The organism is Gloeotrichia echinulata CP02 (assembly GCA_038087035.1).
GTDB lineage: Bacteria > Cyanobacteriota > Cyanobacteriia > Cyanobacteriales > Nostocaceae > Gloeotrichia > Gloeotrichia echinulata.
This window is the reverse complement of sequence record CP051187.1, coordinates 2396058-2420782: the sequence shown is the minus strand read 5'-3', so window position 1 is coordinate 2420782 and position 24725 is coordinate 2396058. Positions and strand designations below refer to the sequence as shown.

At 40.9% G+C, this 24725-nt stretch carries 20 protein-coding genes, 1 tRNA gene and 1 CRISPR repeat array; of the genes, 13 read left to right on the top strand and 8 right to left on the bottom strand.

What is annotated here, in order from left to right; genetic code table 11:
- Positions 1–640 precede the first annotated feature (640 nt).
- The gene (locus tag HEQ19_10585) at positions 641–961 is read right to left on the bottom strand and encodes a TMEM14 family protein (protein ID WYL99899.1); all 321 of its coding nucleotides are present in this window, start codon (positions 959–961) and stop codon (positions 641–643) included.
- A gap of 87 nt (positions 962–1048) precedes the next feature.
- Here HEQ19_10585 and HEQ19_10580 point away from each other — a divergent pair, with 87 nt between their 5' ends.
- The 4 genes from HEQ19_10580 (at position 1049) to HEQ19_10565 (ending at position 7509) form a co-directional block, all read left to right on the top strand.
- Positions 1049–2434 carry an ATP-binding protein gene (locus HEQ19_10580; GenBank protein WYL99898.1) on the top strand — a complete coding sequence of 462 codons (1386 nt, stop codon included), beginning with the start codon at positions 1049–1051 and terminating at the stop codon, positions 2432–2434.
- Between the two features lie 50 nt (positions 2435–2484).
- The gene (locus tag HEQ19_10575; GenBank protein ID WYL99897.1) at positions 2485–3771 is read left to right on the top strand and encodes a tellurite resistance TerB C-terminal domain-containing protein; all 1287 of its coding nucleotides are present in this window, start codon (positions 2485–2487) and stop codon (positions 3769–3771) included.
- Between the two features lie 98 nt (positions 3772–3869).
- Positions 3870–5198: an ATP-binding protein gene (locus HEQ19_10570; protein WYL99896.1), complete on the top strand. Its 1329-nt coding sequence runs from the start codon at positions 3870–3872 to the stop codon at positions 5196–5198.
- A gap of 148 nt (positions 5199–5346) precedes the next feature.
- On the top strand, positions 5347–7509 hold the full coding sequence (locus tag HEQ19_10565; protein WYL99895.1) for a DEAD/DEAH box helicase: 2163 nt from the start codon (positions 5347–5349) through the stop codon (positions 7507–7509).
- 11 nt (positions 7510–7520) lie between these two features.
- On the opposite strand, the gene mazG is transcribed toward HEQ19_10565, so the two are convergent.
- The 3 genes from mazG to HEQ19_30870 all read right to left on the bottom strand — a co-directional run bounded on the left by mazG (position 7521) and on the right by HEQ19_30870 (position 9126).
- On the bottom strand, positions 7521–8342 hold the full coding sequence (gene mazG / locus HEQ19_10560) for a nucleoside triphosphate pyrophosphohydrolase (protein ID WYL99894.1): 822 nt from the start codon (positions 8340–8342) through the stop codon (positions 7521–7523).
- On the bottom strand, positions 8335–8940 hold the full coding sequence (locus HEQ19_10555; protein WYL99893.1) for a metal-binding protein: 606 nt from the start codon (positions 8938–8940) through the stop codon (positions 8335–8337). Before HEQ19_10555 ends, mazG begins: the two co-directional genes overlap by 8 nt.
- A gap of 63 nt (positions 8941–9003) precedes the next feature.
- Positions 9004–9126, bottom strand: coding sequence for a hypothetical protein (locus HEQ19_30870; GenBank protein ID WZI67173.1), 123 nt, complete (start codon positions 9124–9126; stop codon positions 9004–9006).
- A gap of 66 nt (positions 9127–9192) precedes the next feature.
- Here HEQ19_30870 and HEQ19_10550 point away from each other — a divergent pair.
- Positions 9193–9265, top strand: a tRNA-Val gene (locus tag HEQ19_10550).
- Positions 9266–9832: 567 nt separating this feature from the next.
- Positions 9833–10075, top strand: a complete 243-nt coding sequence (locus HEQ19_10545) for a hypothetical protein (protein ID WYL99892.1) — start codon at positions 9833–9835, stop codon at positions 10073–10075.
- A gap of 158 nt (positions 10076–10233) precedes the next feature.
- Here HEQ19_10545 and HEQ19_10540 read toward each other — a convergent pair whose 3' ends face one another.
- A complete protein-coding gene (locus HEQ19_10540) occupies positions 10234–11478 on the bottom strand; it encodes a transposase (protein ID WYM03344.1) in 1245 nt (414 codons plus the stop codon).
- 170 nt (positions 11479–11648) lie between these two features.
- On the opposite strand from HEQ19_10540, the gene HEQ19_30865 reads away from it, so the two are divergent.
- The 5 genes from HEQ19_30865 (at position 11649) to leuD (ending at position 17590) form a co-directional block, all read left to right on the top strand.
- Positions 11649–11771: a hypothetical protein gene (locus HEQ19_30865; GenBank protein ID WZI67172.1), complete on the top strand. Its 123-nt coding sequence runs from the start codon at positions 11649–11651 to the stop codon at positions 11769–11771.
- Positions 11772–11939: 168 nt separating this feature from the next.
- Positions 11940–12641: a CRISPR direct-repeat array (repeat unit 36 nt; unit sequence GTTTCCAATTATTCCGAATTAACCCAATCGGTGGGG).
- Positions 12642–13311: 670 nt separating this feature from the next.
- Positions 13312–14805 (top strand): ABC transporter substrate-binding protein, encoded by a 1494-nt coding sequence (locus tag HEQ19_10535; GenBank protein WYL99891.1) that lies wholly within the window; start codon positions 13312–13314, stop codon positions 14803–14805.
- Between the two features lie 203 nt (positions 14806–15008).
- On the top strand, positions 15009–15284 hold the full coding sequence (locus HEQ19_10530; GenBank protein WYL99890.1) for a hypothetical protein: 276 nt from the start codon (positions 15009–15011) through the stop codon (positions 15282–15284).
- A gap of 147 nt (positions 15285–15431) precedes the next feature.
- Positions 15432–16835, top strand: a complete 1404-nt coding sequence (gene leuC / locus HEQ19_10525) for a 3-isopropylmalate dehydratase large subunit (protein WYL99889.1) — start codon at positions 15432–15434, stop codon at positions 16833–16835.
- A gap of 146 nt (positions 16836–16981) precedes the next feature.
- Positions 16982–17590 (top strand): 3-isopropylmalate dehydratase small subunit, encoded by a 609-nt coding sequence (gene leuD / locus HEQ19_10520; protein ID WYL99888.1) that lies wholly within the window; start codon positions 16982–16984, stop codon positions 17588–17590.
- A 537-nt stretch (positions 17591–18127) separates the two neighbouring features.
- Here the strand turns inward: leuD and HEQ19_10515 are convergent.
- The 3 genes from HEQ19_10515 to HEQ19_10505 form a co-directional block, all read right to left on the bottom strand.
- Entirely contained in the window at positions 18128–18289 is a 162-nt protein-coding gene (locus tag HEQ19_10515; protein WZI67171.1) for a hypothetical protein, read from the bottom strand.
- A 196-nt stretch (positions 18290–18485) separates the two neighbouring features.
- Positions 18486–19820 (bottom strand): NF041680 family putative transposase, encoded by a 1335-nt coding sequence (locus tag HEQ19_10510; GenBank protein WYM03343.2) that lies wholly within the window; start codon positions 19818–19820, stop codon positions 18486–18488.
- Between the two features lie 261 nt (positions 19821–20081).
- Complete coding sequence (locus HEQ19_10505) at positions 20082–20840, bottom strand: Ig-like domain-containing protein (GenBank protein ID WYL99887.1); 759 nt, start codon at positions 20838–20840, stop codon at positions 20082–20084.
- A 92-nt stretch (positions 20841–20932) separates the two neighbouring features.
- On the opposite strand from HEQ19_10505, the gene HEQ19_10500 reads away from it, so the two are divergent.
- Together HEQ19_10500 and HEQ19_10495 are read left to right on the top strand one after the other, a co-directional pair.
- A complete protein-coding gene (locus tag HEQ19_10500; protein WYL99886.1) occupies positions 20933–22138 on the top strand; it encodes an ISL3 family transposase in 1206 nt (401 codons plus the stop codon).
- Between the two features lie 389 nt (positions 22139–22527).
- On the top strand, positions 22528–24384 hold the full coding sequence (locus HEQ19_10495) for a carbohydrate-binding protein (GenBank protein WYL99885.1): 1857 nt from the start codon (positions 22528–22530) through the stop codon (positions 24382–24384).
- The last annotated feature ends 341 nt before the right edge of the window (positions 24385–24725 follow it).

Genomic DNA, 24725 nt, shown 5'->3' with positions numbered 1-24725 from the left:
TCACAAACCCAGGAAAACCGGATGTTTTAGCTGGGTATACTTTATTTTATTTTGTTAAATTTTAATCATATGATACCGAAATATTACGATTTGTTGTAAGATTTGTTGCTAAATAACCCAGCCTTCCGGAGACAGACTACGTAGAAGCTAGATTTTTGGACGAAAACAAAAGATGACTCTTGGTTCCGAACCCAGGTTGGTTTCGGATCTTAGGGTCAGTATTGTATCCCTTGAGCTAATGCCTAGTAGGGGGTAGAGTGGGCATCATACCATTTTGGATGATAAAAATGTTGCCTGTAAAAGGTTTGATTAGTTCAATTGTTACAGGATTCAAAAAAAAATACGTCAGTTTTTATACCAATTATCAATAATATTGCTCTTGAGTCTATTCCCTGTAGTCTTCCCGCAAGCAAGGGGTACAATCAGCAAGCATCTTTACAAATAGGGAGTAATAGTAGTTAAGCATTGATAATTATAATACATGTTTCAGAAATTAACTACGGACTTCACAAACATTATCTCTACGGTAATATAAATGTACTAAATACAATTACTTAAGATAGGGAGAGAAAGTTGATCAGCATCCCTGATGATCGGTCTTTTAACTCAGCACACAGCACACAGCACACTTTATGGGCGACTAAGTGCCGGATATAAGTTGATTTATCATCACAGTCAAGGCCAGCATACCCAAAATAGTCATCAATCCCGCAGGCATGAACTTGCGTGTTTTAGCTAGTCTTAAGGCAAAGAAAACTACTAAACTGGCAGTAACAAAAGCTGCTACAATCAAACCCCAGTTTTGTCCTTGTAATTGAATAAAAGCAGCCAAAATTAACAATAAACCACTTATAGCACCACTTAGAAGCGAAACTTTACTACCAGCTTGGATGTAGCCTATGATGCCACCGAGCAACGCTAATACGCCGTATAGAATAGCAGCAATTATACCTAAATTCATTGTTAAAACCTATGTAGATTTTGATTTTGCAGCCAGGGTCGGCAGACAATTTACCATAGCTACTTAGCTACATCATCCAATTAATTGATGGATAATCAAGCAATGTCTACGGGAAGTACTTCATCCTATGCCAAGGTTCAATTCCTCCAGCGCCAAGCAGCGTCACTTTTACTTTATCAATCAGTCCTCAAAAGCGAAGTGGGGATCGCATTTCTTGACCTGTTACAAGCCATACGTTACACTGATGCCGATGCACTAGGTTGCCTCCAAGCCTACGGCATTTACTTTCACGCCTTGGCTTTGCGACATCAAAATTGGGAGGACTACCTGATTACTCAAATTCTCATTTCCGAGAATCCCTTTAGCAAGCTCGCTCAACAGGGAAAATTTGGGAAAATTCCCCCAGCTTTAGTCGCCGCTGCACAACATGATTTACAAGTGTTGCAGAGTTTATATGAATGTAGTAGCGCAACTTTGAGCGAGTGGGTACAAGCTGCAGCCCATCTACCCATGTCACCAGTTGTGTGGTATAGGGAGGCGGATGAGGTAGGGGTAGAGACAAAATTTATTACCTCTTTACAACAGTTAGAAAATTGGGCTGATGGTGTCGAAGATTTAGCAGCTGATTATGAGAAATTCGGCACTGGTTTATTTGCAGAATATCGCGCTTTACGCTGGGAAGCTGGACAATTTGTTGGTATTCGCTATCCCGATCCAATTCAACTGAATGCACTGGTAGGTTACGAGTCACAGCGGGATGCTTTGTTAAAAAATACCGAGTTTTTATTGTCAGGAGAAACAGCACTGCATGTATTACTGTATGGTAGTCGCGGTTCCGGGAAATCTTCTTTAGTCAAAGCTTTATTAAATGAGTATAGCGACCGTAATCTCCGCTTGCTGGAAGTAGCAAAATCAGAGTTACAAAATTTACCAAAAATTGTGGAACACTTGCGGGGAGTGCCACAAAAATTTATTATTTTTGTCGATGACCTTTCTTTTGAAGAAGATGATGATGCATTTAAATCATTGAAAGTAGTTTTAGAAGGCAATGTAACAGCCCGTCCTCAAAACGTAGTTGTGTATGCTACTTCTAATCGTCGCCACTTGATTCGAGAGTTTTTTGCCGATAGACCTGCTCCCAAAGATCAAGAAGAAATCAATGTTTGGGATACCATGCAAGAGAAGCTTTCATTTAGCGATCGCTTTGGTTTAACCTTAACCTTTGAGGGGGCAGATCAGAAAACTTATTTAAAAATTGTCAAGCATCTAGCGACACAATTTGAAATTAATATTGGACAAGAAAAGTTGGAATATCAAGCCTTACAGTGGGCTACTCGCCATAATGGTCGTTCTGGACGCACAGCGCGACAGTTTATTGATTTCTTGAAAGCTGATTTGTCACTTTTTGGTATAACTAACAATACATCTAATGACAAATCACAAATGATAAATGACAACTGTGAGGGTAAATGATCATCAAAAGTACTGATTCTGACAACTTGGCTAGACAAAAAACAAGTAATATGCAATCAGCAATCCTAAGCAATCGAGTTTTTCTAGGAATAGTTGCCTTTAGTGTAAGCTTTGGTCTTAGTCTCGTCCCAAACTGGGATTTTTCTAAAGCCTTCTTTACAGGTATCATTACTTTAATAGCGACCTATGCAGCAGCGTTCTGTGTAGATAAACGCCGCAAAAAGTCGGAAATGTTTGTATTAGGTTCGCTGCACAAGCGCATCAAAGAACTTGAAGGACTGAAATCTCGAATTGTCAGAGAGGTTACACAAATAGAAGAACATCGTAGTTTATTATATGCAGAGTCACAGCAGCTGCAAAACCAAGTAGCAGAATGCCGTAAGCAAAGGGATATTCTCCATCGAGATTTAGGCAATTTTGCTGGACAAAAAAAACAATTAGAATCGGAAATTAGTAGCCTAAAAACTGAATTTAATAGTTTAGAAAAAAATCAATCAGACTTGAATAATTCTTTGTCTATGCTGACAGCAGAAAAACGTCGTCTAGAATTGAATTTTAATTCATCTCGTGCGGAAATTAATCAGTTGCAAACTCAAATTTGCGAACTTTTACAAGAAAAACACGATATTGAAAGCAATTTAACCTTGCTAGCCAGAATCAAACCCCAAATTGAGGAAAAAATGTACGAATTACGAATGCAATTACAAGATTTAGAAATGGAGGTAACTCAGCAAAATAAATTACTGAGAAACACAACAGACGAAAGAGAAAATCTAGAATCCCTCCTCAAGTCTTTGCAAAACCAAGTGGTAGAACAAAAAGCTGAACTAGAGCAGCTACAAGGGCAAATTTCATTATTACAAGAAGAACGTGACTTGTTACAAAGCCAAGTTTGGGAATTACTCCAACAAATAGAAACATTCAATCCAGAATCTGCGCCTGACCACGAACAGGATGATGAGCTAGAATTGTTTCCATTCTCAGAATTGCTTGATAGCTTAGAAACTACAGATTCTCAAGCTGAGATATCGGCAAATCTACCCGAAGAATGGACTAATTTTTTGGAGCAATTACCAGGATATGAAATTCAAGTTTTAAAAGCTATAGTAGAGCAAGAAAATCCCAAAGCTGTCATTAAACAAATTGCCGAAGCTAACATCACAATGCCAAATCTCTTAATCGATTCTATAAATGAACGTGCCAATCACAGTTTAGGTGAACTGATAATCAATCCTGGGGCGGAAACTCCAGAAATTTATGACGAGCATAAAACCAATCTCAGAAAAATGATGGACTTATATCAAGACCTGATGACTAGACAAACTTCATCAAATTAATTAAAGTATGCTTGCCGTTGTAAGATTATTGATATGTATGGCATTTGCCTTACTTACTGGCTGCGCCTCTGCATTGAAAATCAAGTGAGGTGAATTACATGGTAAAGCTGAAAATGTTGAAAAAAATCTCCACTGCTTTAATCAATTCCCTGGGTGCGGGAGTAGTACCAAGAATAGGAGTTGAACATATAGCAGTTGGTCGAGAACCAGAACTAAAAAGCCTCTTACAAAATCTCGATGACATTGCAGAAGGTGTAGCAGCTTTTCGTTTTATAATTGGTAACTATGGTTCGGGAAAAAGCTTCATGCTGCAACTGCTTCGTAACCGTGCTTTAGAGCAAGGTTTTGTAGTAGCTGATGCTGATTTATCCTCGGAACGCCGACTAGCAGGAAGCAATCATGAAGGTTTAGCAACCTATCGAGAATTGATGAGCCGCTTGTCTACAAAAACTCGTCCTGATGGTGGTGCTTTAGTCTCAATTTTGGAAGGCTGGATTAATAAAATTCAACAAGAAGTAGCCAAAGAAACTGAAATGCGCCCTCATGATGATGGTTTTGATGACCAAGTTGAAGCCAAAATCAGAGAAGTAGTTCAGTATATAGAAGACTTGGTTCATGGATTTGATTTTGGTAGCGTCATTATCGCTTATTGGCGTGGCTACCGATTGGATGATGATGATTTAAAAAATGCTGCAATGCGCTGGTTGCGGGGAGAATTTAACACTAAAACTGAAGCCAAGGCTGCTTTGGGAGTGCGCGTAATTATTGATGATGATAGCTGGTACGATTATATCAAGCTATTAGCTAAGTTTGTGGCTGAAATTGGTTATAAAGGATTGTTAATTTTAGTTGATGAAGCTGTAAATCTATACCAAATATCCACTACAGTTACACGAGAAAAGAACTATAACAGACTGCTAACAATGTTTAACGACACCATGCAGTGCAAAGCTGAACATCTTGGTATTATTATTGGTGGTACAACCAAGTTTTTAGAAGATCCAAATCGGGGACTATTTGCAGACCAAGCTTGGCGAAGACGGACAAAAGAAAGCCGTTTTGTTGCACAGAATGGAGTTCAGGAATATTTGGGGCCAGTTATCCGCCTCAACCCCTTGAGTCAAGAAGAAATTCTCACACTTTTACAACGTTTAACTGAAATTCATGCAGTTAATTTTGGTTATGAAAAGGCTTTGACAAATCGTGAGTTGCAAGAATTTGTCCAAGAAATTGTTAATCGCTTAGGTGCAGAAGCATTGTTGACACCAGGCGAGATTGTGCGGGATTTTATTAGTGTGTTGAATATCCTGCTACAAAACCCAAAAATTTCTTTTAGTCAATTGATTCATGGTACTAATTTTAAACCCACTGCTGTTGGTAAAGCTGTAGGTGTGGATGACGATGATGCTGCAGAATTTAATTTGTGATGAACCGTCAAAATTTATAGCGCTTTCTGGTTGATTGAAATATGAAAATCAAAAATTAACCTACTTTCATGCTTGTAGTAGCGGTAAAGAAGCGTAAAAATTCACTTAAGGCGCTAAAGCGCTACTACAAACGTTTAATTAATAAAATATGAGCGATACCTTCAGTAGACTTGCACCATTTATTCAAGAATATATTTATCATCAAAATTGGACTGAATTACGCCCAGTTCAAATCGCTGCTTGTGAAGTTATTTTTGACACAAATGCTCATTTACTTGTGGCTGCGGGTACAGCTTCGGGGAAGACAGAAGCGGCGTTTTTACCAGTTATAACTCTATTATATCAAAACCCAGCCGCTAGTATTGGTGCATTATATATAGGTCCGATTAAAGCTTTAATTAATGACCAATTTGAACGCCTTAACGACTTGTTAAAAGCAGCGAATATACCAGTTTGGCATTTGCATGGTGATGTCTCTCAAAGTCATAAAAATAAGCTCTTTAAGAACCCTAAAGGTATTCTCCAAATTACGCCAGAATCTCTAGAAAGTTTGTTAATTAACAAAAATAATGACCTGGTTCGCCTATTTGGTGATTTGCGATTTGTCATCATTGATGAAATTCACGCTTTCATGGGTTCAGAAAGGGGTTATCAAATTATTTGTCAATTGCAGCGTTTGGCACAATTGACACCAAAACAACCCCGCCGTATTGGTTTATCAGCTACTCTTGGTGATTACTCAATGGCGGAAGATTGGTTACGTTCGGGAACTGAAAACCCAGTAATTACTCCTAAAATTGTAGCAGGAAAACGTCAAATTAAACTGGCTGTAGAACATTTTTATCATCAGGATGATGAGTCAGAGATAACAGCCTACGACAAATATATTTTTAACCTCAGCAAATCTCGTAAATGTCTCATTTTTGCAAATAATCGCACCGAAACAGAATCTGTAATTGCTTCTTTAAGACAAATTGCGACAGAAGAATCACTACCAGATATCTATCATGTGCATCACGGTAGTATATCTCCTAGCTTGCGACAAGCAGCAGAAAATGCGATGCGCGAACCTCACAATCCTGCAGTTACCGCTGCCACACTTACTCTAGAATTAGGTATAGATATTGGTTATTTAGAAAGAGTTATTCAGTTAGAATCTCCCTTGTCTGTAGCCAGCTTTTTACAAAGATTGGGACGCACCGGTAGAAGAGGCGAAGCGGCTGATATGCGCTTTGTTTGTGCTGAAGAGAAACCCTCACTAGAAGCATCTTTACCAGAGCAAATTCCTTGGCAATTATTGCAGTGTATCGCCATTATCCAACTTTATTTAGAAGAGCGTTGGATTGAACCCATTAAGCCGATTAAATATCCTTTGAGTTTGCTGTATCATCAAACCATGAGTATTTTAGCAGCAACAGGCGAAATATCACCTGCTACCTTGGCTAAACAAATTTTAAATTTACCGCCCTTTGCAGCTATTGCTCAAGCAGATTTACTGCTATTATTGCGTTATTTAATTGATATTGATCATATTCAAAAAACTGAACAAGATAAATTGATTTTGGGGTTGACTGGGGAGAGGGTAGTCAGAAAATTTCAGTTTTATGCTGTATTTGCTGATAGTCAAGGGTATGTTGTTAAGCAAGGTACAACGGAAATTGGCACTATCCCTATGCCATTTTCTATTGGTCATCAATTTTCTTTAGCTGGGAGAACCTGGGAAGTTTTAGAAATAGAATTCAAAAAAAAGTTAATTTCTGTGAAGCAAGTAGAAGCAAAAGCTACTATTTATTGGCGGGGTAGCGGTGGGATTATTCATACAAGAATTTTGCAAAGAATGCGGCAGGTTTTGCTAGAAGATGTAGAATATACTTACTTACAAGAAAATGCTTGGCACCGTTTACAAACAGTTCGGGAATTAGTGCAAAATTCTGGATTAGATAAACAAAATATAGTACCATTAGCAAAAGATAAATGCTGTATCTTTCCTTGGATGGGTACAATCGCCTACCGCACCTTAGAAAGGTTCCTTAACTCCTGCTGTCGAGAATCTTTGGAAATCAAAAGTATTGGTGGTGTTAATCCTTATTATTTGACCCTAAAATTAGGTAAGGATAAATTATCATCCCTTAAACAAGAAATTCTGGCTTTGTCTACAGAAAGAATTACACCAGAATATTTAGTTAGTGAAACAGAAGCACCGGAAATCCACAAATTTGATCAATTTATTCCTTACCCTCTTTTACGCAAAGCTTTTATCAACGATTATTTGGACATTGACGAATTAAAGCAGCAAATAGCCTGTTGGTAGAGGGAAAAGCTTTAGTAATCAGTATTTTCTTGAGCAATTTGGGCTTTTGCCTGTTGCCAGAGATTTTCTAACTCCTCTAAACTATAATCTGAAAGGGGACGATCTGTAACAGCTTCCATTTTTTGTAATCTCTGGATAAATCGCTCATTTGTACCTTGTAAACCGGCGCTAGGGTCGAGGTGATACCAACGGGCTAGCTGAATTGTCGCAAACAGTAAATCCCCTAATTCTGCTTGTTGGGCTTCTGGACTTTCTTCAGCTAAAGCCTGTTGAAATTCCCCTAATTCCTCGTGAAACTTGTCCCACACACCAGCAATATTTTCCCACTCAAACCCCACATCTGCAGCCTTTTGAGAAATTTTCATCGCCGCTGTTAAGGGGGGGAGGGTACGCCGATAACGGCTGAGTTTCGTGCTGAGATTTTGAGCATCGGGCGGTGCTTCCCCTTTTTCAGCAGCTTTGATTTGTTCCCAATTTTGCCGTACCTCATCCACACTAGCCACCGAAACATCACCAAATACATGGGGATGACGGCGAATCAACTTTTGAGAAATCCCCTCAACTACTTCCTGCAAAGAAAAATCCCCAGATTCACCAGCAATTTGGGCTTGTAGAACCACCTGTAATAATAAATCGCCGAGTTCTTCCGCGATCGCCTTTTTATCCCCACTCTTAATTGCATCCACCACCTCATAAGCTTCCTCAATCACATAGGGCGTCAACGTTTGGGACGTTTGCGCCAAATCCCAAGGACAACCACCATCAGGCGATCGCAATTTTGCCACTATATCAATTAACTCTTGTAACGCCGCTAAAGTCTGATTTTTAGTCATTTCTTTTTCTTACCGTCTTCGTCCCCACAGTTCGACGACGCCCCGTAACTTTACGTTTCTTGATTTTCTCACGAGGTAGTAACCCCTGAATACCCTGCTTTTTGAACCGCTTGTAAGCCGAACCCCCCCAATCACTCAGAGAATGACTCATCGCACCGAGTTCCAATCCCAAGAATAGGGCGAGAAATTCACTGTTGTAAACCATGAGCGATCGCCCCACATTATTCCCCATATTCTGCCAATTTAAAGCAAAATTACCCAACTTTTCACCAATCACCAGCAATATAATTACCAAAATTGCCAAAATACAGGTAAGATAAACCACCCGCAGAGTTGTGCCAATAATCGGACCGTGGGATAAAAAAGAACGATGTCTGAGACTTTTTTGATAAGGTAACCAAATCCAGCGCAAAAAGCCCCAGCGTTGGAATTGCACAGAGTAAATATCCAAATCCGGGCCGAACATCAGCCCCCCAAAGATAAACCCACCAGCAACCAACAAAGTCAGATTCCCACTGCGAGTCTGCCAGAAAGTGACACCAGTCACCAACGGTAGAGCATACATAGTAATGCGATCGTGCGTCTGACCAGAGGGCATTATACAGTCCTGAGTGAGGAGTGAGGAGTTAAGAGTTAAGAGTTAAGAGTTAAGAGTTAAGAGTTAAGAGTTAAGAGTTAGGAAAATGAGGAAGTAATTTTCCCCGTCCCCAATCCCCAGCGATGCACTGAGCTTGCCGAAGTGTCCCCAATCCCCAGTCCCCAATCCCCAGTCCCTCTTGCTCAAAAATATTTTCTCAAAAATACTAGCGCGATAGGAAATATTTTGCTATAGTTAGATAGTGAAACAAACGGGCGGTTAGCTCAGTTGGTAGAGCGCCTGCCTTACAAGCAGGATGTCATCAGTTCGAGTCTGGTACTGCCCATATCCCAAAAGCCGCCCCTGTGGCGGTTTTTTAATTTTAAGTCCGCTCTTGCTACACGATTTACTGTAATATTATTGTCTGTAATTACCTGATATCAGCCGCAATCGCAGAATAATTTTAGCTCAGATTTAGCTCAGATTTAGCTCATGAAATTAACTATTGAGGTAATCAATCAGCTATTAAAAGCGGGGAAGGTAGAGGTAAGGGCGATCGCTCTTTTACCCTGAGTAATCGCACCCAAAGAAATAACTTTAGGACTTACGCATTGACAAAAACTACTAAATATGTTTTTCAGGAAAATTACATCTGTCGTAGGGGTTTAGCACTGCTAAACCCCAAAAGCGCGGATCTATAGCGGTTCTCGGTTGAGTCCAATACACTCGTAAGGGCACGGCAGTGCTGTGCTACTACACGCGACAATATAATTTTGTATTGCATTCAATTGAGAACCGCTATATTTACCATCAAGCAATTATTCATCAAAGCTGGAAATGACCTATTTTGGTGACAGCATATCATGATTTATTTGTACAGTGCGTAAGTCCTATATTTTTGAGGATTACACAGATGACTGAAACAGCAACTCTAATACCACTAGGCACAGTTATTCCAGTTTTTACGGCTATTAGCGATCGCAATTGGTTGCGCTTCAAAGAGCTTGAATTAGAATTTGCCAATAATCACGGGGTAGAAACTTGGGCAGATATTTTTAATTTCCGCATCATACCTGCCTTAGAGCCAGAAGCTAAAAAGTGGGTGCTAGTTCAGAAATGCAGCCAAGGCATCAAATCAGTGAAAGTTTTGGAGTGAAAGCGCTGGAATATGGCAAGTTTTGTATGTGACCAAATCATAGATTTTGAAGCCACCAATGCTTACGAACTATGACCAAACCGAATTTTAAGGCAATGAGTAAAGCCGAGTTGCGGGCTTTTGACACTCCCCACGCATAAATGCGGGGGATTCCAGCGTCACTGACGTTCCTTGCTTTTGCAGGTCCTGCGACCAACAGAAGTAGAGGGCACATCTCTACTGGCGTTACTTCCCGGATGCCCTCCGGTAGCGTTTGCACGAACGCCAGTTGCCTCAAGTCGGGAAACCCGCCCACGGCACTGGCTCCTTAAAATTACTTTGGCAGCATTCACATCACGTTGTTCAACATATCCGCAGTGTGGGCACGAATGGGTACGGGTGCTTAAAGATTTTTGCACTCTAGCACCACAATTAGAACATTCCTGGCTTGTGAAGTGGGGAGGAACGGCAATAATTTCCCGTCCAAATTTTGCACCAAAGTATTCGAGCCACTGACGGAAGTTGTACCAAGAAGCATCAGAAATGCTCAAGGCTAGTTTGTGGTTTCTTACCAAGCCGGAAATATTTAAATCTTCCAAGACCACCTTAGCGTTAGCCAGGGTTAAGTTACGCGCCATTCTAAGAGCGTGTTCATTCCTTTGTCTTGTTACTTTTAAATGTTTACGAGCATAAATACCACGCGCTTTTCTTCTACCAGATGACCCTTTTTTCTTCTTGTAAATGTTACGTTGAACCCGCTTAATATCTTTCTCTGCCTTGCGGAGAAATCGCGGATTCTCCTGATGATTACCATTGCTATCAGAGTAGAAATATTCCAGTCCGACATCAATTCCGATTTCTGATGTAGTTGGTGGTGCCTCCTGTTGATTATCAATCTTGACGCAGAATTGAACATAGTATCCATCCGCTCTACGCACAATCCTAACCCGTTTGATTAGTTCAACAGGGTATTGATGAATATCCCATTTACCTAATAGCTTGAGTTCGCCAATACCTTTTTTATCAGTGAAAGTTATACGGCGTTTTGTTGGGTGCAACTTCCATCCAGACACCTTATATTCAACTGAACGGCTATGTTTTTTGAACCGGGGATAACCCTTTTTTCCAGGTTTGTTTTTCTTGCAGTTATCAAAAAATCTATTGATAGCACGTTCTACATTTTCTACTGATGCTTGACAAGCATGACTGTTTAAATCATTAACAAATTTAAATTCTGCTCTTAATTGAGTGTTGTACTGATATAGTTCTTTTTTGCCGCATTTTAATGCCGAAGGCTTAACGCCTCTATTATCCATCCAATATCTAAGCACTTTATTTCGCACAAATTGACTTGTACGAATAGCTTCATCTATGGCTTTTGATGTGGCTATTTTGACAACTGCTTTATATTCCAATACCAACACTCTTGCATCACCTCCTGGCATCTGTTAATCTCTATCTAGTATAGCATTTGGTTATTATGATAACAACTAAAAAAGGGATAAAAGGATGAAAAAGCAACCAGTTTATCACGACGAAATAAAAGGCAAAAGGACTATTTTTTAACTCAAACATCTTGGGAGAACATTAAAAAATGAAGCTGCAAACAGAGGAATTAGCGCCAGTACTTGTTGAGGAATGGGGACGGCATAAAGCCTGCGGCATAGCTACGCTTAACGCGCAGCGTCTCGTAGAGATTAAAATCGCCCGCGCCTAGCCCCCATAAATAAAATTTAGGGGCTTGCCCGGCGCGGATAACTCGGTCATTTTTTTGGATGATATTCAATATCATATCGCTAAATATCAAAAGTTAAGTGTCGCGTAATTTGTCGCCTCAATTTTGTTAATAAAAAAGCCCTCCTCAAAATGGAGGGTTTATTTTTGCGTTTCCAACTAATCCGAATTAACCCAATCGGTGGGGGTAAGTCTGAATGTTAAAAGTGATTTTCAAATCGTTTCCAATTATTCCGAATTAACCCAATCGGTGGGGTAGGAGTAACTTCATTGGTTGCTCTGTTGTTAAAAAATGTTTCCAATTATTCCGAATTAACCCAATCGGTGGGGCAAAGAGCGGAATCTTGCTTTTCTATCTTTAGTGATAGCAAAGGGTTTCCAATTATTCCGAATTAACCCAATCGGTGGGGTCGCCACATCTAGTGAGATTAGTAGTCCCTACGACTCCCGTCGTGTTTCCAATTATTCCGAATTAACCCAATCGGTGGGGATTCTGTTACGGTGGTTTGATAGGATGCACAGTTGTTTTGGTTTCCAATTATTCCGAATTAACCCAATCGGTGGGGTCTAGCCCTCGCTACCAGCCCAATAAGAGATAAAGTTTCCAATTATTCCGAATTAACCCAATCGGTGGGGAAACAGGGCGAAAGCCCAAACGAGCGTGCTATTCGCGTTTCCAATTATTCCGAATTAACCCAATCGGTGGGGACTAAAATTGCTGGTTTTTTCTTAACAGTTGTTATCGTTTCCAATTATTCCGAATTAACCCAATCGGTGGGGATATATACTGTTGTGTTGGATTGTCAAGATCTTGAATGTTTCCAATTATTCCGAATTAACCCAATCGGTGGGGAGTTCGTCTAGCAGCCCAAGCCCCGTAAGGGTTTGGGCCTGCAAATCGACACCACTCTAAAAAACATTATATATGTTGTGCGAAATTTAGCAAGACACATACCTCAAATCCTTACTGTGTAAGCAATCGACACCACTCAACGAAAAATATAGGGTTGAGTGCGATTTGGCGAGTGGTGTCGATGACGTTGATACAAAACTTCCCAAACCTAGATAACATAATACTTTGGCGGTGTTTGGGGTGGTTCCCCACCAATAATTAACACCCTCGTAACGGCCTCCTGGGATATCCAATAAAACCGCACATTATCCTCCACCGGCGATGTCACCACGGTAAAAATCAGAAATTTAATCAACCCAGTTTATCTATCTCATTGTAGTGGGGTTAACCTAGTTTTTAACCAGAATTGTATATCTTAGTATTAGTCAGTCAATCTGTATCATGAGATAGCGAATAAGGCTGAAACAGTAGAATTTTACAGCCAAATTTGGCTTGTTGGCTTGTTGTTTGTGCTTCCGCTTGGGAACAAAAGTAGGCAAATTTTCCCCTCGACTAGAGAAAAATTTAGCTTCTGTGAAGCCTGGTAAGTCATGAGGAAAAATATTTTTTAGCTAAGTATAGTCTGGGTCTGAACTATTTGTCATCCAATGTGTAGTGAGGGTAACAATCTATGGTTAATAATAATCAAAGGAAAAATACAGATTTTGCTAGAAAGCTAGCTTCCTTACTAGTGTTAGTAGGGTTAGTAGGGTTCGGAGGGTTAGTTGTCGCCGCAATTATCTTTATCAAAGGATATATTTCACCACCTTATCCCCAGTCTATTATTCGTTTAAGTTGGGGAGAAGAAATTCTGATTCCTGGAAAAAATGACGATGAGAAAAACAAAGGAGCAGATGCATTTAAAAACAAGGATTATAAACAAGCTATTCAGCACTTTGAACAAGCGCGTAAATCTAACATTCTTGATCCAGAGGCACTAATTTATCTCAATAATGCTAAAGCTGCTCTGACTGATAACCCCGTCAGTATTGCAGTTGCTGTGCCAATTTCCAACGGGAATGGTAATAACCCTTTACAAGGCCCTGCGGAAGAAATTCTCCGTGGAGTTGCTCTTTTTCAGAATTACATTAACGATGACAATAACCCAAGCAGTAAAATTAACGGGCGACTTTTACAAGTTGAAATCGCCGATGATTTCAATGATAAAGACAGAGCTAAAGATGTAGCCGAAACCCTGGTAAAACAGGAAAATATATTAGGTGTTATCGGTCACTATAGCAGCAAAATTACCTCACCTATTGGCGATATTTATGGAGATCCAAAACTCAATGACAACAGACTAGTTATCATTTCTCCCACAAGTACAGTGCTGAGGAAGTCTGGTCCTGATTCGCCTGATTATGCGCTTCCTTTTAATAATTACGTTTTCCGTATAGCTTCCACAGACTCCACCGCAGCTTCTGACCTAGTTTACTATATTTTTTCCCAAGGTCAAAACACAGCAGCTATTATCAAAAAGACAGAAAACCCTTTCAGCAAGTCTCTAACAGGAGAATTTAAAAGGATATTTGAACAGCAGCAGGGACAAGTTGTTGATGAGTGTGATTTAGATGATCAGAACCGTCTGATAACAACTTGCATTAACAAAGTAAAAAACAAAGTAAATTTCATCGTGCTAGCTCTCCCACGTGATTACTTAGAAGAACACGCCAAAGAGGCTTTTATCGATAATCAAATGGTGAAGTTAGGTGGAGATACTCTGTATGGACCAAACTTACTAGCAGTTGGTACTAACGCCATCAAAAAACTAGTGATTGCTGTTCCTTGGCATAGAAATAACACTAATGAACCGCCGTCGCCTTTTGAGCAAAATTCTCAGGAGATTTGGCAAGGACAAGTGAATTGGCGAACTGCTACTGCTTATGATGCAACCAAAATATTAATTGAAGGGCTGAAAAATACTCCTTCTCGAATTGGTTTGTACAAGGAGTTAAAGAGTGATTTGTCAGTAGAAGGTGCTACTGGTAAGGTGGAATTTGACCAATTGGGCGATCGCAAAATCATGACTGGTATTGGAGTTATAGTTGGCGTTCAACTTTCTAGTTCCGACCCTAATCAAATTGAGTTTTTTCTTCTGGAAAAACCACATAGGAATCCGGCTTGATTTTTTAAAAGATGCGTAGGGTGCGTTAGCGACAGCGTAACGCACCAAATCCTTGATGATGGTGCGTTACGGATTTCATCCTAACGCACCCTACAATACCTAATTTTATTCAAAAACCAAATAGGAGTCCTATAGAAACTTCGAGTTCTCAGGCTGAAGTTTCGAGTTCGGAACGTGAAACTTGGAGTTCTGAGGCTGAAGCTTTGAGTTGGGAACGTGAAACTTGGAGTTCTGAGGCTGAAGTTTCGAGTTCGGAACGTGAAACTTCGAGTTCTCAGGCTGAAGTTTCGAGTTGCGAACGTGAAACTTGGAGTTCTGAGGCTGAAGCTTTGAGTTCGGAATGTGAAACTTGGAGTTCTGACAATACGGTTCGGTTAAGAATATTCGTAGGTTGGGTTGAGGAACGAAACCCAACCTACACATTTTTATTTTTTAGCCTTAACCGAACCGTATTGGGAGTTCTGAGGCTGAAGCTTTGAGTTCGGAATGTGAAACTTCGAGTTCTGAGGCTGAAGTTTCGAGTTCGGAACGTGAAACTTCGAGTTCTGAGGCTGAGGCTTCTTTTTGTTTAAGCTAAACTGTTTTTTGATACGATAGATAACTTGACTCCTTAAAAATTAATTGCAATGAGCAAAGGTACCCTGTTTGACAAAGTTTGGGACTTACATACCGTTGGTACACTTCCATCAGGGCTAACGCAACTATTTATCGGGCTACATTTAATTCACGAAGTCACCAGTCCACAGGCCTTTGCCATGCTCAGGGAACGGGGTCTGAAGGTATTATTTCCAGAGCGGACTGTAGCGACAGTAGATCATATTGTCCCTACAGATAATCAGGCGCGTCCTTTTGTCGATCAATTGGCAGAGTCGATGATTGAAGCCCTAGAGCAGAATTGTCAAGAAAACGGAATTACATTTTATAACATTGGTTCTGGCAATCAGGGCATTGTCCACGTTATCGCCCCAGAATTAGGACTCACCCAACCAGGAATGACTATCGCTTGTGGAGATAGCCATACATCCAGTCATGGTGCTTTTGGGGCGATCGCCTTTGGTATCGGTACCAGCCAAGTACGCGATATTCTCGCCTCCCAAACCCTGGCTTTATCAAAATTGAAAGTCCGCAAAATCGAAGTAAACGGTACCCTCAATCCTGGCGTCTACGCTAAAGATGTCATCCTCCATATCATCCGCACCCTGGGCGTCAAAGGTGGAGTAGGTTACGCCTACGAATACGCAGGTACAACCTTTGAGCAAATGAACATGGAAGAGAGGATGACCGTTTGCAATATGGCGATTGAAGGCGGTGCAAGATGCGGTTACGTCAATCCCGATCAAGTTACCTACGACTACCTCAAAACTAGAGACTTCGCCCCCAAAGGCGCAGATTGGGAAACAGCGATCGCTTGGTGGGAATCAATCCACAGTGACACCGACGCCGAATATGATGATGTCGTAGTATTCAACGCCGCTGATATACCCCCCACAGTCACTTGGGGAATTACCCCAGGTCAAGGTATCGGCGTCAACCAATTGGTGCCCAAACCAGAAGAACTGCTAGAAGAAGACCGATTTATTGCCGAAGAAGCTTATAGCTACATGGATTTATTTCCTGGTCAACCGATCAAAGGCACTAAAATCGATGTTTGTTTCATTGGTAGCTGTACAAATGGCAGAATTAGCGACTTACGGGAAGCAGCGAAAATCGCCAAAGGACGCCATATAGCTGAAGGAATCAAAGCCTTCGTGGTTCCAGGTTCCGAAAGAGTCAAAAAAGAAGCCGAAGCCGAAGGATTAGACAAAATCTTCCAAGATGCTGGATTTGAATGGCGCGAACCCGGATGTTCCATGTGCCTAGCCATGAACCCCGACAAACTCCAAGCAAGACAAATCAGCGCCTCCTCCTCCAACCGTAACTTTAAAGGTAGACAAGGTTCAGCCTCTGGACGCACCTTACTCATGAGTCCGGCGATGGTCGCAACCGCTGCAATTAAGGGCGAAGTCGCCGACGTGCGCGACTTACTTTAACCCATCTCTAACCACATCAAGAAATCAGTCAGTAGGGTGCGTCAGTTCCAGCCATCTCTTGGCAATTAGGGGTTTCTCGCTCCTGACGCACCCTACAAACTAACCGAATGGAGAAATCATCACAATTTAGGTAAGAACTTAAAAATATGGTCAGTGAAGTTAAAACAGTTTCCGGTCGTGGTGTACCCTTAGTGGGCAATGATATAGATACCGATCGCATCATCCCCGCTCGTTATTTAAAAGCCATCACCTTTGATGGATTAGGAGAAGGCGTCTTTATCGATGACCGCAAAGCATTAAACGGTCAACATCCCTTCGACCAACCCCAATACCAAGGCGCCAAAATCTTAGTAGTTAACCGTAACTTCGGCTGTGGTTCATCAAGAGAACACGCACCCCAAGCACTGGCGAAATGGGGAATTCAAGCCTTGATTGGTGAAAGCTTCGCCGAAATCTTCTTTGGTAACTGCGTCGCGATGGGGATTCCCTGCGTCAGTGCCGATCCAGCCACGGTCAAACAACTGCAAGAACTCATAGTAGCCAATCCCCAAGCCGAACTGACAGTCAATCTGGAAACCTTGGAAGTGCAAATTGCTAATTACACAGCCCCAATTACCATGAGCCAAGGCACCAGAAGCACATTTATATCTGGAACCTGGGACGCTTGCGGTCAGTTAGTCGCCAACACCGACCAAGTTCGCACAACTGCAGCCAAATTACCCTACATAGCTTGGGCTTTAGCGACTTCCAGATAAAAAAATATCCAAAATGTAGGGTGCGTCAGTGCGAAAAAACCTAACTACACCAAGAAATTATTCCTACTGACGCACCTCAGATCTTGCACATTTACGTATAAACTATGAATCCAGAAAAAACATGTAATTTATATTACTAAATCACAATATAGTTTTTAGTCCTCTTATAGAGGACTTAAGCTATGAGACAGGGACTGTAAGTCAGTGTCGGATCTGTTAGGACAGCGAAAATCTATCAATACTTGGTGATTTTTATCCCACATTCCGCACCCACAACTGTCACACTTCAACGAAACGGATATATTTAGTACATAAGAACTATTTGTTAGGTGAGTTTATTAGAGGTAAATAAGAATAATTACTATTAAGCTGGACGTGCAATAACTGTGATATGTAGAGCATAAAAATAATAATCATTCTATTTTGTCGCCCCCTCAGGTAATTCCGACTAAAACAGCTAACTCTTTACCCTGAACACCACACCGATCCATTGCCTTCTTAAACAATTGGTAAACTTGACCGGGGCAGAATTCAAACCTATTGAGATAGGAAGTTGTTAGCACTCAGGGTCGTAGATGTAATACCCACCAATGACACCAACTCAGTCGCTCCAGATCTCACCAAAGTATCACTACCTTGTTGCACCAGTGTCAGGTCACTAAACTTAGTAGCTGTACCAATACCACCAATTCCAATCAAGTCAAGTCCTACAGTGAAGTCAGTGACAATATTTTTGCTGGTTGGTAGACTCGCATTTGCAATCCAGAATTGGTCACTGGAGTTTAGACTAAGCTATGCAAAACGACCCAGCAGGGCTGAGTTAATCAGAGACTTAGCGAAATTATGAATAATCTTTAGTATTAAACCGCAACTGATGGCTCTTTACGTGGTCGTGTTACGGTTTTTTTACAATCGGGCATCGGTTTTTACGGTGGCGCTTTTTTCCTGCTTCCCAACCAGGGGACTTTCCGCGAGGTTTGGGTGGAAGGGCTGGAGTACCAATCACCGCAAAAACTCCACCCATAGCTTGAGCGACTCGTCCAGGAGTCAAATTATCGAGTGACTTCTGCCAAGGTAAAGGATTATCAGTCACGATATCACGGGCTAACCACAATTCCCAAGTCATTAGAGGCATTAGGTCACTCCAGCGCTCACACTGCTTAGGAGTACTTAACTTGGGCGCAGTCCAATGTAAGCGTTGTTTCAAAAAACGATACCAGTGGTCAACGGTAAAGCGACGCAAGTAAAGACACCAAACTTCCTCTAGTGGTGGCATTTCTTCTCCAACCCAAGCTAACCACAAAGGTTTGGACACTCGTTCATTGCCTTGTGCGTCGAGACGTTCAACCCTAATGAGTAACATCGGACGCGCTGCCGCTTTACGAAAATGTAAATTCTTCCAGAGGCTAACCCTTACTCGTTGTAGTTTCGGATCATCCAATTCTAAAACAGATTCTGCATCACTCCATGTCGTGGATTCATTAAGTTTGAATTTAGACCCGTGTTTCTTGGGACGTCCCTTACCCGAATAAGCTTCAGGCTCACCCCATAAACAAAGATTTGAGCGCAATCGTACCAAAATATCTGCGGGAATACTGGCAGTTTTTAAGACAAAAGGCGCACACCCATATTCACTATCCCAAACTGAAATCGCTCTGGTGGGTAAATATTTACACACCTGTTTTAGTTGCCAAATCGCTTTTGAGATTGGACTTTCCCCACTTGTGATCCGTTCATGTCTCAAAGGTAATGCCCAACTACCGGAATCCTCTGGTATCCAAGCAATTGTACTGTATCCTTGACCAATGGTAATCGGTTTATTTCCTGCTATGGATGTGCCACTATGCTCATAAGTTCTCTCTTGCAGTGTTACGGCATCCGGACGCGACCAGTTAGTATGATCTCCAGCCAAAAGTGGACGCCCCTCTACTGGCATTTGTTTGATGTATAACTGCATTAATTTCTGTCGCTGCGGTCGGCTATCTTGTAGCGCCTCATAGATACTTGACCACTTGCGTCTAAATACTGGTGATAAAGATAAGTCGGCTAAGGAGTAAACATTCCGGGTCAGCAATATGGCATCTGTTAATTCAAATGTCGCGTCTTTGGCTCTACCTAAATGTTTGTAAGCTAATTGACGAAACTCTTCAAGTCTGGCACGTTTCATATTGGCAGGTGAGTAATGGTAGTTCGTTATCTCAGCTTCTGCCTTCATGGGGACTGTGTTCAATCAGACTCCCCTTTTTTTCTTGATCATTCCCCATCTAATCTCCAGCGTGTTGATAATGATAATCAAATAAGGGGGGGGGTGGGAGAGAAACGAGCATTGCTCGTTTCTCTCCCACCCTTTCCATGATTATCATTATTGTTTTATTTTTTAAACATGCATACTACATAATTATTAAAGATTGCGGATGCTTTGAGGCTGACTTCTCGAATATTTTTAACCGCTAATTCCATTTGGTTTGCGTTCTATCATATCGCTTTTAGTCTAAACTCCAGTAAATAAGCTGTTATCTGTGTCACCTATTCCTGCAACTAGACTGTAGGTGAAAGTGTTACTGATATTGGGGTCTGTGGTGGTGAAATCACCTACAGTTGTTCCAATGGCTTGATTTTCGGGAATGTTGTTGGTAGCGAGAGAAAGATCTGTAGGAGCTAAGTTAGGTGTAATCTCGATGCTAACTGTGGCTGTATCAGTTCCTCCATTGCCGTCACTAATGGTATAAGTGAAAGTATCAGCAGCTGTTTGACCTACAGTTAAGGAATCAAATTGACCATTGGGATTGTAGGAAACAGTACCATCAGAATTCAAAGTAACCAGGGCACCGGAAGTTAAACTAATCTGGTTCCCTGGTGTTATATCTTGATTCTGGATTTTCGTGATCGTTAGAGGGTCTCCGTTGGGGTCGCTATCATTAGCGAGTACGTCAATGGTAAGTATTGTTGTATTATCAGTGTTGATAATATCTCCCACCGCAATCGGTGTCTGTGTTACTTCATTAATAGCATCTAAGATTACAGAGACAATTTCTCCTGCATCTGCAGCATTAAAAGTCTTACCGCCAGTTTCAGTAGCGAGGCTGGTGAAGTCAGCAACCGTCGTCGGCTCGCCACCGATGATGATAGTGAAGATTTTAACTGGAAATGTTACCGCAGTATCCTCAGCATCCACGGCTGATAAGGCAAAACTTGTGACAGCGAGACTGTCTGTAATACTATTAGTTTCTATGTCCCCTGCAATGGACATTGCCCTGAATCCACGGTTCTTGGGTACTTAGCGTGCTAAAATGTTAAGATATTTTTTAATAATGTTTAATAAAATAAATTATGAAACGAATAATGACTCAACTCCTAAATTTGCCTGAAGTATTAGTAGAATCAAGCCTACAAGAGGGTCAAGTCCTAATTCTATCAGTAGGTAAAAAAGCGAAAAGTGCATCGTGCCCACACTGTGGTCAAAACTCAAGACATTTACATCAAAATCAAAAATGTTTAGTGAAAGATTTACCGATGGGGGATTTTGAAGTAATACTGAATGTCAATAGACGAAGATTCAAGTGTAAAAAATGCCGAAAAACATTTAATGAAAAGCTAGATTTTCTAGGAGCAAGAAAGAGGTATACATACCGATATGCGGAATATATTATCAAACAAGTGATTAATAGTAATGTAAGTAATGTGGCAAGAAATAATGGACTAACTAATGAAGAAGTCATATCAATGCTTGAAGATGTAGCTAAAAATGTGATGCCAATAGATGTCAAAGATTTAAGAAGATTAGGAATAGATGAAATTAGTTTGGTCAAAGGACAAGGAAAATTTATTGTCGTGCTAGTAGATATAGATTCAGGTAAATTGATAGGTTTAGTAAAAGAAAGAAAACAAATTGAAATCAAAAAAACCATGAGAATGTGGGGAGAAAAAGTTTTGTCACAAATAGAAGAAGTAAGTATTGATATGACAGGCAATTATAAATCTTTAATTGAGAAGATTTGTCCAAACGCCCTTGTAACGGTAGATAGGTTCCATGTTACTAAATTAGTACATGAAGAATTAAATCGAGCTAGGATAGCAGAAAATAAAATAGCATCTGAGTTAAATGCCCCGGAAAGAAAAAAAGTATTTGAAAGTTTAAAAGGAAATAAATTTACAATTCTAAAAGCCGAGAATAAGCTCACCGAAAAGCAAAAAGATAAATTAAATAGAATTAAACAAGCTTCTCCTTTAATAGCTAGAATGCATTCATTAAAAGAAGATTTTCACAATTTATTTGAAGACAATAAAAATGTGGTAACGGGAACGCTAGAATTAATCAATTGGTTAAAAAAAGCTGAACCATATTATCAAAGAAGTGTGCAGACAATTAAACGGTGGTTTGGAGAAATAGTCGGATATTTTGAACGAAGGACTACCAGTGGAGTAGTAGAAGGAATAAATAATAAACTGAAGTTAATAAAGCGAAGTGGATTTGGATTTAGAAACTTTCGTAATTTTGAGATTAGAGCTTTACTTTCTTGGCATTATCTTATCAATTTAGCACGCTAAGTACGCAAGAGCCCGCAGTATTGACAGTTATTGCACGTCCAGCTTAATAGTAATTATTCTTATTTACCTCTAATAAACTCACCTAACAAATAGTTCTTATGTACTAAATATATCCGTTTCGTTGAAGTGTGACAGTTGTCGGTGCGGAATGTGGGCTATAACTATAGATTCAGGCGATGGCTACGCTCGCTCCAAGCATCGCAGATAGGTCTACTGATATCTATAAAATCCTCTATCCAGAGGAAATACGGACTTTATTATTTTTCTTTGTAATATATATCTAGCATCCTTAAAGAGTCATTAGGGGATGTAGTAGCTGGCTCTTGAGTGTAGTTGGTTGATTCATATTTTGATTCAGCAACGCAGTCTAATTTTAGAGGATGAATAAGATGAAACATAAGTTAAGCAGATTCTGCCTACACACTGCTATCGCGTTACTATTGACCTTATCCGGCATTAGTCATCTATATATTCCTCTTGTTGAACCATTAAAGGCCGCAGTGGCTATCAGCACATCGAGCATTCCGTCGAGCGCACTGGCACCTTGGCCTGTATTTAAACGTATAGATGCTCTGAGTTCTTCGTCTCGAGTTGGTCTAAATACGGTTTGGGGGGATTATTGGGAACGTAGCGAAAATCCTGTTTCTATTGGGTATACTGAGCAGTCCCAAGAGCTGTCTAACACTGCAAATGGTAACTATGCGGTGTACAACAACCTTGACTTAGGTAGTGGGGTAGAGGCACTAATGCTGCGTATCGCTTTGCCTTCTGGGAAAAACAGCGTTGAAGTGCGCTTAGGCTCGGTTAACGGGTCAGTGGTGGGTAACTGTACTATCGACAGCACAGGTTCTGGATCAACCTACCATACGGTTCCGTGTCCCTTGAATAGCAAACTTGCAAAGGGAAAACAAAACCTTGTCATTAGGTTTACAGGGACTAAAAGCACTATGCGCTTTAATTGGTTTGCCTTCTGGGCGAAGGATACGGTGCAAAAAATTGACGAGATACAAAAAATCCAATCTGATCGTGTGAACAAAGGTGCGCCTGTTATTCCGATTTCCGGCACACCGATACGGACACAAAACCTACTGCCAGCCAGTTCCGATATTCTGGCCAAATCCTATGGGCTGTGGTCTCCTGGCAAAACATGGGAATGCCCGAAATGGATGCACGATACTTATTGGACCAAGGCCGAGGATGGCAAAGTGTACCCTACATGGCATTCACCTGTGGATTTCAACCCGCAAACAAATCAGTATTGTACCTATGGTCACGAGCATGGCGATGATCCGCGCAGCTCAGAGGTATTTAATATTGCGGGTATGCCAGCTTTTGGCTATGTAAACGAGCAACTAGCAACTAATAATCCATCTAATCCGTCTGTTCATAGACATGAAGATCACTTTGGGCATAAGGTTCTGGTTGCTAATAACTGGCGTATGTACAATGCGAACAACACCAGTTTGACCAAAACCTGTGATGTGAGCTTAAAACTGCACATGGGTACACATTCGCCGGATGCGCTAGCAAATACAGCCCATGAAATGTTTGCGTCTGGTAAATGCGATGGGCTTCAACCCTTCAACTTAAAACGCTTTGCTTTGTTTGGTGCTGCTGGAGCATTTAAAGAAAGTGAAACTTCTTTGTGTGGTTTAGCGGTAAATCCTGGTATTACTCCCTCCTCTACGAATCAACCGACTGACGGTGTTCATCGCGCTATTCCTACTGCTGACTGTTACAAACGTGGGACAGTGGCTCAACAAACAGCAGATGCAAATACAAGAACCACTGAATTTTGGCTTACTGGCTTTGCTGGAAAAGATTTTTACTTCAATATCACAAATCCTTCCCGTTTTTATGATCCATTGTCCTCCACGAAAATCAATAGGACTGTGAATACTTGTTACAATTCAGCACATCCTTTATCTAAAACTCTACTTTGCCAGGAAACATTAGCTGCTGGTAGTAAAGTAGAGTGGGACGATCCTCGCTCGCCCTTCCGAGGAACAACCCAGATACAAACTCACTTTTCCGGTCTTGCATTTAGCAATTCTCCAAATTCAGTAATCTATACAGATGCTTATGGGAAAAACCCCAAAACATCACCCGCTCCTGCTCAGGGTATTACGTTCAAGCAAATTGTTCCTGTCCAAGGATTTGAATATAGGGTAGATGGACATGCCAGTCTCTTCGCAGATAGAGACTATTCTGCATTGGGACAAAATGGTGTAAGAGCGCCTAACTAAAAAGCGCGCAGCCCAATCGCTATACGGATAAGGGAGATGGGAGAGTAGTGACTCATCCCCCTCATCTACTAACCTTCAAGAGCTTATCCGAACCGTATTGGGATTACTTGGGGAATCGGGACAGCACTGATGGAGAAGACACAGCAGATAAATTTTTATAACTAATCACCCACATATTTATACAAATCCCTTATCTCACCAAAATTCACCAACAACCGATTAAGTTTTGTAAAGTTTATGCAAAATATTCTCAACTATTTCACGAATTTACTGCCTTTCAGGGCTTGACAAACAATATACACTTTTGATACACTTAAAAAGCTCGCTAAGATTAGGGCATA

Excerpts from the sequence above, each read along its gene's own strand:
- HEQ19_10585 (WYL99899.1), bottom strand. The coding sequence starts at position 961 with ATGAATTTAGGTATAATTGCTGCTATTCTATACGGCGTATTAGCGTTG.
- HEQ19_10580 (WYL99898.1), top strand. The coding sequence starts at position 1,049 with ATGGATAATCAAGCAATGTCTACGGGAAGTACTTCATCCTATGCCAAG.
- HEQ19_10575 (WYL99897.1), top strand. The coding sequence starts at position 2,485 with ATGCAATCAGCAATCCTAAGCAATCGAGTTTTTCTAGGAATAGTTGCC.
- HEQ19_10570 (WYL99896.1), top strand. The coding sequence starts at position 3,870 with ATGGTAAAGCTGAAAATGTTGAAAAAAATCTCCACTGCTTTAATCAAT.
- HEQ19_10565 (WYL99895.1), top strand. The coding sequence starts at position 5,347 with ATGAGCGATACCTTCAGTAGACTTGCACCATTTATTCAAGAATATATT.
- mazG (WYL99894.1), bottom strand. The coding sequence starts at position 8,342 with ATGACTAAAAATCAGACTTTAGCGGCGTTACAAGAGTTAATTGATATA.
- HEQ19_10555 (WYL99893.1), bottom strand. The coding sequence starts at position 8,940 with ATGCCCTCTGGTCAGACGCACGATCGCATTACTATGTATGCTCTACCG.
- HEQ19_10545 (WYL99892.1), top strand. The coding sequence starts at position 9,833 with ATGACTGAAACAGCAACTCTAATACCACTAGGCACAGTTATTCCAGTT.
- HEQ19_30865 (WZI67172.1), top strand. The coding sequence starts at position 11,649 with ATGAAGCTGCAAACAGAGGAATTAGCGCCAGTACTTGTTGAGGAATGG.
- HEQ19_10535 (WYL99891.1), top strand. The coding sequence starts at position 13,312 with ATGGTTAATAATAATCAAAGGAAAAATACAGATTTTGCTAGAAAGCTA.
- leuC (WYL99889.1), top strand. The coding sequence starts at position 15,432 with ATGAGCAAAGGTACCCTGTTTGACAAAGTTTGGGACTTACATACCGTT.
- leuD (WYL99888.1), top strand. The coding sequence starts at position 16,982 with ATGGTCAGTGAAGTTAAAACAGTTTCCGGTCGTGGTGTACCCTTAGTG.
- HEQ19_10505 (WYL99887.1), bottom strand. The coding sequence starts at position 20,840 with ATGTCCATTGCAGGGGACATAGAAACTAATAGTATTACAGACAGTCTC.
- HEQ19_10500 (WYL99886.1), top strand. The coding sequence starts at position 20,933 with ATGACTCAACTCCTAAATTTGCCTGAAGTATTAGTAGAATCAAGCCTA.
- HEQ19_10495 (WYL99885.1), top strand. The coding sequence starts at position 22,528 with ATGAAACATAAGTTAAGCAGATTCTGCCTACACACTGCTATCGCGTTA.